This window comes from Ruegeria sp. CJ2 (assembly GCF_056536745.1).
Map to the genome: position 1 here is coordinate 194,582 of NZ_JBQFQF010000007.1, position 10,360 is coordinate 204,941.

A 10,360-nucleotide genomic window follows, 5' to 3' on the forward strand; every position below is an offset into this window, starting at 1 on the left:
TCTGCTCGACAGGCTAATTCCACATTTGTACCATCGTCAATCATGAATGACACAAATGTATCATCAATCGTTCTCGACCGCCTGACCGAGGAATGGGAGGCCCTGACGCCCGAGGCCCAGAAAGCCGCGCGTTATGTGTTGGAAAACCCCACGGATGTTGGGGTTTCGACCGTGCGCGAGATCGCCGAGGCGGCAAAAGTAAAGCCCAACACTTTTGTCCGCATGGCGCGGCAAGTCGGCTTCGAAGGGTATGAGGATTTCCGAGCACCGTTCCGCGACGCGATTCGACAGGGCGGCGTGTCCTTCCCCGATCGCGCCCGCTGGCTACAGGATATCGGCAAGTCAGGCGAGTTGGGCGGGCTTTATGCCGATATGGTCGGGGCCGCGATCCGCAATATCGAAGAGACCTTTGCCGGGATCGACGCCGCCAGCCTGAAGGCGGCCGCCGAGGATATCTGGACCTGCCGCCAGATCTTCACGCTGGGCGTGGGCGTGAACAACGCGAACGCACGCAACTTTACCTATCTGGCGTCGACGGGGATGAAGCAGTTCCATGCCATCCCCCGCCCCGGCTCAACCCCGGTGGACGATCTGGCCTGGGCGGATGAGCAGGACGTGCTGATCGCCATCACCTGCCACCCTTACCGAACCGAGGTAATCGACGCGATCAAACTGGCTCGGCAACAGGGAATGACTGTCGTGGGGATCTCGGACAGCCCGGCCAGCCCGGTGATCCTGAACGCGCAGCACGGCTTTGTCGTGGCCGCCGATACACCGCAATTCTTCCCCTCCTCCGTCTCGACCATCGCTTTGCTGGAAACGCTGCTATCCTTCGTGGTGGCCGTCTCCAGCGATGAAATCGTTGAGCGGGTGGAGCGGTTTCACCAACGCAGACACCACCTTGGCCTCTACGCGGAGGAGCCTGAATGAACGCCCCCCTGACCCACTCACTGGACGCGCGATACTATACAGACCCCGCGATTTTCGCGCAGGAAATGCAGGGGCTTCTGGCCCGAACCTGGCAATTCGCAGGCCACGTGGCGCAGGTGCGCGAAGCAGGAGATTACTTTGCGTTCGAGATCGCGGGGCAAAACCTGTTCTGCATTCGGGGCCGCGACGGGGAAATCCGCACATTCTACAATGTGTGCCAACACCGCGCCCATGAGATGGTCAGCGGCGCGGGCAACACCCGCGTGGTCGTCTGCCCCTATCATTCCTGGACCTATGAACTGACAGGCCATTTGCGGGCCGGGCCGAATATCAAGTCGGTTCCCGGTTTCGACCGCAGCGCGATCTGCCTGACCTCGGTGCGAACCGAAGTGTTCAACGGCTTCATCTTCGTCAACCTCGACGATGACGCAGCGCCCATGGATGACTGGTATCCCGGCGTGCGCGCGGAAATCCGTGCCTTCGTCCCTCACATCGACGATCTGGAGCCGCTGGAATGGGTGGAAATCCAAGAAAACTGCAACTGGAAGGTCAGTATCGAGAATTACTCGGAATGCTATCACTGCCCGACCAACCACCCGACCTTTGCCGAGGGTGTCGTCAAGCCCGAGACCTATGACATTCAGCCCGACGCCAGTGGCGGCTATGTCCTGCGGCACACGACCGAGTGTCAGAGCCTCGACAAGATGACCTATCCCATCGACATGTCCGTACCGCACGCGGGCGATTATCAGTCGTGGTTCCTGTGGCCGATGTTCTCATTCCAATGCTATCCCGGCAACGTGCTGAACACCTATCACTGGCGTGCGCATGACGCCGATCACTGCACCGTCTGGCGCGGCTGGTACACCGAGGGCGGATCCGAAAGCGCGGTGATCCGGCAACTTGCCGTGCAAGACCGTGAAACCACCGTCGAAGAAGATATCCGTCTGGTCGAATCCGTCCATCGCGGCCTGAAATCCCGCGGCTATCGTCCCGGACCATTGGTCTTGGACCCCGGTTGTGGTGTGATGTCGGAACACTCGATCGCCCGGCTGCAGCAATGGATGCGCGAGGCGGTGGACTGACGTCCTGCGCAAGCGACCGAGACCCGAAAAGCAGAGGAAAACATGGCAGATATTTTCGACGAAGACCTGTTCCTGAAAGGGTTGGAACAACGCAAGAGCACTCTGGGCGCGGAATATGTCGAGAAGAATCTGGCCGCAGCCGATGACTTCACCCGCCCGTTTCAAGAGGCCATGACTGCATGGTGCTGGGGCTTTGGCTGGGGCGATGATGTGATCGACGCCAAAACTCGGTCGATGATGAACCTGTCGATGATCGGCGCATTGGGCAAAATGCATGAATGGGAAATTCACTGCAAAGGCGCGATCAACAATGGCGTAACCCCCGAAGAAATCCGTGCCATCATCCATGTGATCGGTATCTATTGCGGCGTTCCGCAGGCGTTGGAATGCTTCCGCGTCGCGCGCAAGGTTCTGGGATACACATGACCGACCTGACGCGCGGCAGGTCCGGCACAATTCACCGGGTCACGACGACCCCGTGCTTAAACTGCCGGTAATGCCAGCCTCGCAAAAACTTAGCAGGTTCTCGATCATGTCCTCTGCCTCGGGCCCACCGTCGGAACCGGACAGGGCTGATATACGCCAATCGGACGTACACAAGGCCAGCATCGCCGAGACCGCATAGACCAGCGACGCGGACACTCGGTTTGGGTCAGCGTTGGGGAACCGCGCACACAAGGCCTGAACCGCAAAGGATGCGGCTGGATCGAAATGCACCTTTGCCAGCGCCCGCCAGCGCGTATCCGCAGAAACCATCGCCACGATACGCGCATAAGCCAGCCATTGCGGATCACCGCCGAACGCGCGCGTGATCAGCGGCAGCATATAGGCCGCGACAAAATCCCTGACCTGCCAATCCTGACCCTCCAGCGCCTTGATCGCAGCAAGGCGTTCTTCGGACAGAACAGAGGCACGGCGCGCGACGATCCGTTCAAACAACTCGTCTTTCGGGCCGCCGTGAAAATTCACGTTCGCCTTCTGAACCTGCGCCCGTTCCGCGATGTCCCGAATCGATGCGCCCTCGAATCCCCGTTCGGAAAAAACCTGCTCGGCCGCGTCCAGGATTCGCTCTCGCGCAGCTACGGATCGCTGCGACGGCGCTCTTTTTCTTTCTTTTACAGCGTGTTGTGACATCTCAAAAATCAGTTTGCCTTATTTAGAACGATCGTTCAAGGTAAATGACGTCGCAGGAGGAGAGACGCATGGAGCAGGTGCAGTTTGGAGCGGGCCAACCGGTTAAGGTGAAGGCCCGCCCGGAAGATAGTTTTGCACTTATCGGGGCCGGGCCCATGGGTCTTGCGATGGCAAAAACGCTGATCGAGCAGGGCGTGCCGTTTCAAGGATTTGAACTGGCAGATGATGTGGGTGGTCTGTGGAACATTGATGCACCTCGGTCCACGATGTACGAGACCGCCCACCTCATTTCTTCGAAACGCATGACCGAATTCGCGGATTTCCCGATGCTTGAGGAAACGGCCGAATATCCGTCGCACCGCGAATTGAAGACCTATTTTCAGGACTTCGCCACCGCGTTCGATTTGTATCAACACTTCCATTTCGGGGCCGAGGTCCTAAGCACCACGCCGCCGGACAAAGGCGGGTGGGAGGTCCGCTGGCGCGACGCGTCCGGCGCCGAGCAGACTCAACAATTCGCGGGCGTTCTGATTGCGAACGGCACCTTGTCGGAACCCAACATGCCTGAGTTTGAAGGCACGTTTACCGGCGAGTTCATGCATGCGTCGCAGTACCGTTATCCAACGCAATTTGCGGGCAAAAGGGTTCTTGTCGTCGGTGCAGGAAACTCGGGCTGTGATATTGCCGTGGATGCGATCCACCATGGCGTATCCTGCGACATTTCCATGCGTCGCGGGTACTACTTCGTTCCAAAATACGTCTTCGGCAAACCCGCTGACACGATGGGCGGGAAAATTCGCCTTCCGATGTGGTTGAAACGCAAGGTGGATGGCGCAATTCTAAAGTGGTTTGTGGGGAACCCTCAGAAATACGGGTTTCCAAAACCGGATTACGAGCTGTACGAGTCCCACCCCGTCGTGAATTCGCTGATCCTGTTTCACGCGGGGCACGGCGACCTGACAGTCCGCCCTGACATTGCGAGATTTGATGGCAAAACCGTCCACTTCCGTGATGGCAGTTCGGCCGAGTACGACATGGTTCTGGCGGCGACCGGCTACAAGCTGCACTATCCGTTCATCGACAAGTCGCTTCTGAACTGGAAAGGGGATGCGCCGCATCTTTACCTGAACTGCATGCATCCTGAACGGGATGACGTGTTCGTGCTGGGCATGGTCGAAGCATCCGGGCTGGGCTGGCAGGGCCGACACGAGCAGGCCGAAATGATCGCCAGATATATCTCCGGTCTGCGATCTGGAAACACGGCAGCAAAGGCGATCCGCGCGACCAAGGCCGAAGGGTTCGAGCGGGCAACAGGCGGTATGAACTATATCGACCTGCCCCGCATGGCCTATTACGTCGACAAGGCAACCTATCGACGCGAGGTGACGGGCCAGATCGCAGCGCTCAGGGCGGCAGAAAAATGAACGGGATCGACCAAGTCACACTGAACTTTGATGCAGGCAACCTGAGGCTTTTGAACGCCATCCTTGCCGTTGTCATGTTTTCAATCGCGCTGGACCTTCGGCTTGATGACTTTCGGCGGGTGGCGCGGGGACCCAAACCCCTGATCGTCGGGCTGACTTCGCAGTTCATCATATTGCCAGCCCTGACCTTCCTGATGATCGTCGCGTTGAAGCCCATACCCTCGGTCGCGATGGGGCTTATTCTTGTTGCGGCCTGTCCCGGTGGGAACATCTCGAATTTCATGACCCATCGCGCAAAGGGAAATGTCGCGCTATCCGTGTCGATGACGGCTTTCGCAACCGTCGCAGCGATCATCATCACACCTGCAAACATCGCGTTTTGGGGCAACCTCTATGGTCCGACCCGGGAAATCCTGCAACGCACGGAAATTGACCCGGTCGCGGTGGCAACCACCGTGACGTTCATGCTGATCCTGCCGCTGATCCTGGGAATGCTGGTCAATGCACGCTTTACACGGTTCGCTGATCGCATTCGCCGCCCTATGCAGTGGCTGTCCATGGGCATCTTCGTTGCCTTCATCGTCGTGGCGCTTGCCGCGAACTGGGACAGCTTCCTTCAGTTTGCCGGGGCGATCGTTGGGCTGGTCATCCTTCACAATGCGCTGGCCTTTCTGGGCGGCTACTTCACCGCCACCGCAGCCGGCCTGTCCGAGCGCGATCGCCGTTCCGTTACAATCGAGACCGGAATTCAGAACTCGGGGCTGGGGCTGATCCTGATCTTCGCCTTCTTCGGCGGCTTGGGCGGTATGGCCGTCGCCGCGGCCCTGTGGGGGATCTGGCACGCGATATCGGGCATCGCCCTTGCCGCGTTTTTTGCCAGGCGAGAGATACCGCAATGAGCCGGATTCTGATCACAGGTGCTGCCGGAGCCATCGGAACGGCGTTGCTGCGCCGTCTTGGGTGCCATTCCGATATTGAGGTCATCGCGACTGATATTCGGGAACCGTTGGACCTGCCAGCAAACACGCGGTTTACGAAAATGGACGTGACGGGAAGCGATCCGCAAACCGTCATCCTTGAAGAACGTCCTGACACGATTGTTCACCTTGCGTCGATCGTGACACCCGGACCGGACTCGACCCGCGAGTTGGAATACAGGGTCGATGTCGAAGGCACGCGCAATGTGCTGGATGCAGCCATCGGCGCAGGCACCCGGCGGTTGGTGGTGACGTCGTCAGGGGCGGCTTATGGCTATCACCCGGACAACCCCATTCCACTGAAAGAAACCGATGCGATCCGTGGCAATCACGAGTTCGCCTATTCCTGGCACAAACGTCTGGTCGAAGAGATGCTGGCCGAAGCCAGAGACACCGCGCCAGATCTGGAACAAGTCGTCCTGCGCGTCGGCACGGTACTTGGTGCAAGCATCGAAAACCAAATCACCGCCCTGTTCCGCAAACCCCGGCTTTTGGGTCTGAAAGGGTCGGACAGCCCCTTTGTCTTTGTCTGGGACAAGGATTTGGCGGAAATCCTGCTGCGGGCGTCCACGGATGGGCCTGCAGGTATCTTCAACGTATCCGGCACCGGATCGCTGACCGTCACCCAGATCGCTGCAGCGATGGGAAAGTCGGTTCGATGGGTGCGGCCCGGATTGGTTAAAGCTGCCCTGACACTTGCGCGTCCTCTTGGTCTGTCGCGCTATGGTCCCGAGCAGGTGCGTTTTCTGCTGTACCGCCCTGTGCTGGATAATTCCGCGCTGAGGACAGGCTTCGGATATGAGCCCGAGCTTTCAAGTGCAGAAGCATTTCAACGCTGGTGGGAGGTCGCCCGATGACGCAAACCGCAGTGATCACCGGCGGCACGGGCGGATTGGGCAGAGCCCTGTCTGCGGCGTTGCGCGCGCAAGGGTGGCACACCGTGCTTATTGATCTACCGGGGCCCGAGTTGGACTCTTTTGCCCGTGTGGACGGCGTCACCACATTTGCCTGCGATCTGACCCAGCCGGACCAGATCAAGGAGACCTGCGCCCGGGTCATTAAATCCTGCACGTCGATTGATCTGGTGATTTACAACGCGGGCGTTTCGCAGATCTCTGCCTTCGCCGAATGCGACATGGCCTCGCACCGAAATCTGTTCGAGATCAATTACTTCGCAGCGGTCGACTGTGCCAAACAGTTTCTGCATCCCTTGCGGCATTCCAAGGGAACCCACCTGGCCATATCCTCGGTTGCCGGGTTTGCGCCGCTTTTTCACCGCACCGCCTATGCCGCCAGCAAACACGCGTTGGAAGGGTTCTTCAAATCGCTCAGCGCAGAAGAAATCCCGCATGGCGTAAATGTCAGCATCGCGGCACCCTCGTTTGTGGCCACCAACATCGGTCGGCCCGGTGCAACACAGGATGGGTTCGTCAGGCCCGGCTCAGCCTCGGACGGCGTTGACTATATGGAGCCCGAAGACGCGGCCCGTGTCATCCTGCGCGGCTATGCCCGAGGCAAGCGCTTTATCCCTGTCGGCCGCGTGGCGCGGCTGGCCAATATCGTGAACCGCCTTGCGCCGGGGATTTACTTTTCACAGATGTTGCGCACGATTGCCAAGGACCAACCGTCCTGATCCGACGCGCGTGGCTTCAGCTTTCGATTTTGCCGTCACCGGACATCAATATCGCGATGGATTTCGTGGCGGGGATGTTGGACATCACGATCATAATGCAAACTGTTATCGGGACGCTCATCAAGGCCCCGGCGACGCCCCAGATTGCCGTCCAGAACGTAAGCGCCAGAATAACCATGAAGGGCGACAAATTCAGGCTTCGCCCCAGAAGCATGGGTTCCAGAATATTTCCAACAGAAAACTGGACCGCGCCACACCCGCCCAACACGATCAAAAGCGGGATGACTTCTTCAAATTGAACCAGCGCCACCACTGTCGGCAGTGCCACGCCGATAATCGAGCCAACGGTTGGAATGAAGTTCAGTATGAAGGCGAGAACAGCCCATGTTTCCGCAAAATCCAACCCCACCAAAGCCATCACCAGATAACTTCCGAACCCTGTAAGCGCGCTGGCAAAGGTCTTGATGCCGACATATCGCTGAACGCTGGCGGATGTCCGATCCAGAATACGCCTTACTTTCTCGGCTGTTTCCTCATCTTTCACCGCCAGCTTGATCTTTGCACGCATCGGGGTGCGCTCGATCAGCATGAACGGGACATAGAGCAAAACCAGAAAGAACGCGCTGAGGAATGCACCGGCCGATCCGATCACTCCCTGCGCAAAACCCGACAGGTTGATTTGCTTCAACGCCTTGAGCGCGGCTGCATAGTTGTCTTGACCCACCAACGAAACCACGCGCGCCAGAATGCCGGTCAGTTTTTCTTCATAACGTGGGAAGGCTTGCGAGACTTCGCCTGCCTGACTGGACAAGATCGACAGCACAACGCCAACGCCCATTATCACCAGCGCAATGGCCGCCAGTTGCGCGATCCATTTGGGAATTGTTCTTCCCCAAAGCCTGACCCTGCCAATGTGGTCTGACGTGGCCGTCAGCAGAACGAACAATAGAACTGCAAAAGACAGCGGCACCAGAACCGAGGACGCAAGCACCAGCGACGCAATTAAGAAAAACAAAAGCGCGATCAGATGATACCAGAAAGCCAATCCCCGAAAGTAGGATGAGGTCTTGCCGGGTTGCTCGGTCTTATCCATACATGGGCTCCGTCCGCAGGCTGCCAGAACTTTATGACATTACGTTCGGATGTATTTGGCCTTTTCACGAGACATCTGACAAGTGCCCGGGCCACCGCACCTTTTTGCACATCAGCCTTTCACTGAGCAAAACTCGCGTTCAGTCGCCATGCGACGTCACCCTATCTTTGTAGCAGCGACCGAAAAGAAGGGGCGAAGGCGTGGGAACATGCGCTGTGTCAGGCGCATCAGGCGTTTTCCACGTATACCGCGATAGATGATTTCCTGTGTCTTCAGATCAAAATGTTCAAGAAATTCTGTGACATCGCGTGTCGTATATTCGCGAACATGTCCCATATGGCCCAATGTGCGCAGTTTGCTGAATTCCTCATAAGGATCGGGGCAGACAAACGCGCTTCGGTTCGACAGAACGAGATTTCGAATACCGGCAAGGCTCTGCAGGTTTGGGGTGGAAAGGAATAGTTGCCCGCCGGGTTTCAGCACGCGGGCCACTTCACTGATCGTGAAAATCGGATCAATACGCAGGTGTTCAAAAACCTCGTTGAAAATCACAACATCCGCGACGCCATCATCAAGCGGCACCGGGTCCCGCTCAATATTACACTTCAATATCTCAAGCGATCCGGTCGCTTCCGTGATCCGGTCGGGTTCAAGATCAAGACCAACAACCTTAAATCCCGCTGACTGCGCGGCGTGAGTCAACAGACAAGGTGCCGACCCGAATTCGACAACCATGGCACCCTCGGCCGCCCTTTCCCGAAGCATTCTCAGGTCGATCGCCAGCCTCTTTCTATGATTGCGGGTATATTGCGTGAACCAATCGCTGATCGCCTCTGACGGCCGCAATTTCTCATAGGCCGCATCTATCAGAGCAATATCTGCCTCGGTGAAATCTGGCTCAACTGATCGCTTCATGCGCCGAAAATCCTCCCGTTGGGCAATAGTCAGCTATCTCAGCTCGACCAGCCTGCGCCTCTCCTCAATTCCAGAAATCTGATATTCCAACAGGTGCATGGTGACCACCTGAATTACGACGCGCTTACCGAAATTTGACCGCCAGCTGCGCAGGATACACGTCGAAAACCCGCCAGAGCTTTGCATATGCGGCACCTGCACGGGCGGAAAAGGACGACAGCCCGGCTTACATTTGCTCTTCAAATTTTTAGATTTTTGCGCCGATTGGTGGCGGTGCTGTCAGACGAATTCGAACCAGTCTCAGTTGACTGCGTAAACCGGGATCCTATCTGGAACAAAGTTGACGCCACTCGGCGAGAGCGGCGGTGCGTGTCAACTTGAAGGTATCTCTGCTGGCGAGCGATCTTTCCTAATTGAAGTGGTTGTAGACGGAAGAATGAACGGCGGCGAATTTCTGCAGACTTCGCATACGCCGGAAACGTTGCATGGCGCGCTCGCGTCGTCGGAATGGGAGGTGTGAATTCTCGACGCGGTTGTTGAACCACCTGCCCGTCTTTTGTTTTTCGAGCGCGCCCATTTCTGTGAGCGCCGCCTTGTAGGAAGCGAAGCGATCTGTGACGATCTCTTCGGTGCAAACGGTCCGCTTCATCAATTTCTTGAGGAATTTCAGTGCTGCAGCCTTGTTTCGGCGTTTTGTGACAACGGCTTCCAGCACCTCACCTTCGTGATCAACGGCCCGCCAAAGATAATGCCGCTTGCCATTTACCTTTACGAAAACCTCGTCCACGTGCCACTTCCATTTAGAGAACGCGCGCAGTTGCTGGACTCGCTTCCGTCTGATCTCGGAGGCAAACATCGGGCCAAACCTGTTCCTCCAATATCGGACAGTTTCATGGCTCACGTCGATGCCACGCTCGTGCAGCAGGTCTTCGACTTTCCCAAGCGAGAGTTGAAACCGAATATACAGCATCACCGCAAGGCGGATGATCTCGGGACTGGTTTCAAAGTATTTGAAAGAGGCAGGTTTGGTCATGGACAAAAGCTACGCAACCGCCCTGCCCCGCTCAAGCAAAGTTTTTCTGACAAGACCCTACGACATCTCGTTTACGGCTATTTGCCGAGATCGCAGGATGAGTGTGTCCGATAAGTCTCTTGTTTGGCCATTCCAA

10 protein-coding genes and 1 pseudogene are annotated in these 10,360 nt (G+C 57.2%); 7 read left to right on the forward strand and 4 right to left on the reverse strand.

Going from position 1 to position 10,360, the window contains the following annotated elements; genetic code table 11:
* The first annotated feature begins 42 nt into the window (after positions 1-42).
* Genes ACR0MS_RS12470 through ACR0MS_RS12480 form a run of 3 tightly spaced genes read left to right on the forward strand, consistent with a single transcriptional unit; the run spans position 43 to position 2,441 of the window.
* Positions 43-930: a MurR/RpiR family transcriptional regulator gene (locus tag ACR0MS_RS12470; protein ID WP_480572739.1), complete on the forward strand. Its 888-nt coding sequence runs from the start codon at positions 43-45 to the stop codon at positions 928-930.
* Positions 927-2,015 carry an aromatic ring-hydroxylating oxygenase subunit alpha gene (locus ACR0MS_RS12475; protein ID WP_480572737.1) on the forward strand — a complete coding sequence of 363 codons (1,089 nt, stop codon included), beginning with the start codon at positions 927-929 and terminating at the stop codon, positions 2,013-2,015. The genes ACR0MS_RS12470 and ACR0MS_RS12475 overlap by 4 nt, the downstream gene beginning before the upstream one ends.
* Before the next feature lie 42 nt (positions 2,016-2,057).
* Complete coding sequence (locus tag ACR0MS_RS12480; RefSeq protein WP_170696669.1) at positions 2,058-2,441, forward strand: carboxymuconolactone decarboxylase family protein; 384 nt, start codon at positions 2,058-2,060, stop codon at positions 2,439-2,441.
* 39 nt (positions 2,442-2,480) lie between these two features.
* Here ACR0MS_RS12480 and ACR0MS_RS12485 read toward each other — a convergent pair whose 3' ends face one another.
* Positions 2,481-3,149, reverse strand: coding sequence for a TetR/AcrR family transcriptional regulator (locus ACR0MS_RS12485; protein WP_480572735.1), 669 nt, complete (start codon positions 3,147-3,149; stop codon positions 2,481-2,483).
* A 68-nt stretch (positions 3,150-3,217) separates the two neighbouring features.
* Here ACR0MS_RS12485 and ACR0MS_RS12490 point away from each other — a divergent pair, with 68 nt between their 5' ends.
* From ACR0MS_RS12490 to ACR0MS_RS12505, 4 genes are read left to right on the forward strand one after another with little or no spacing between them, the layout of a single operon-like run.
* The gene (locus ACR0MS_RS12490; RefSeq protein WP_480572733.1) at positions 3,218-4,573 is read left to right on the forward strand and encodes a flavin-containing monooxygenase; all 1,356 of its coding nucleotides are present in this window, start codon (positions 3,218-3,220) and stop codon (positions 4,571-4,573) included.
* Positions 4,570-5,472 (forward strand): bile acid:sodium symporter family protein, encoded by a 903-nt coding sequence (locus tag ACR0MS_RS12495; protein WP_480572731.1) that lies wholly within the window; start codon positions 4,570-4,572, stop codon positions 5,470-5,472. Before ACR0MS_RS12490 ends, ACR0MS_RS12495 begins: the two co-directional genes overlap by 4 nt.
* Positions 5,469-6,407 (forward strand): SDR family oxidoreductase, encoded by a 939-nt coding sequence (locus ACR0MS_RS12500; protein WP_480572729.1) that lies wholly within the window; start codon positions 5,469-5,471, stop codon positions 6,405-6,407. The genes ACR0MS_RS12495 and ACR0MS_RS12500 overlap by 4 nt, the downstream gene beginning before the upstream one ends.
* The gene (locus ACR0MS_RS12505) at positions 6,404-7,183 is read left to right on the forward strand and encodes an SDR family NAD(P)-dependent oxidoreductase (RefSeq protein ID WP_480572727.1); all 780 of its coding nucleotides are present in this window, start codon (positions 6,404-6,406) and stop codon (positions 7,181-7,183) included. The genes ACR0MS_RS12500 and ACR0MS_RS12505 overlap by 4 nt, the downstream gene beginning before the upstream one ends.
* 16 nt (positions 7,184-7,199) lie before the next feature.
* Here the strand turns inward: ACR0MS_RS12505 and ACR0MS_RS12510 are convergent, their stop codons facing one another.
* The 3 genes and pseudogenes from ACR0MS_RS12510 to ACR0MS_RS12520 all read right to left on the reverse strand — a co-directional run bounded on the left by ACR0MS_RS12510 (position 7,200) and on the right by ACR0MS_RS12520 (position 10,224).
* A complete protein-coding gene (locus tag ACR0MS_RS12510; RefSeq protein ID WP_480572725.1) occupies positions 7,200-8,276 on the reverse strand; it encodes an AI-2E family transporter in 1,077 nt (358 codons plus the stop codon).
* Positions 8,277-8,432: 156 nt separating this feature from the next.
* Positions 8,433-9,191 carry a class I SAM-dependent methyltransferase gene (locus tag ACR0MS_RS12515; RefSeq protein ID WP_480572723.1) on the reverse strand — a complete coding sequence of 253 codons (759 nt, stop codon included), beginning with the start codon at positions 9,189-9,191 and terminating at the stop codon, positions 8,433-8,435.
* A gap of 325 nt (positions 9,192-9,516) precedes the next feature.
* Positions 9,517-10,224, reverse strand: a pseudogene (locus ACR0MS_RS12520) (IS6 family transposase).
* Positions 10,225-10,360: the final 136 nt, after the last annotated feature.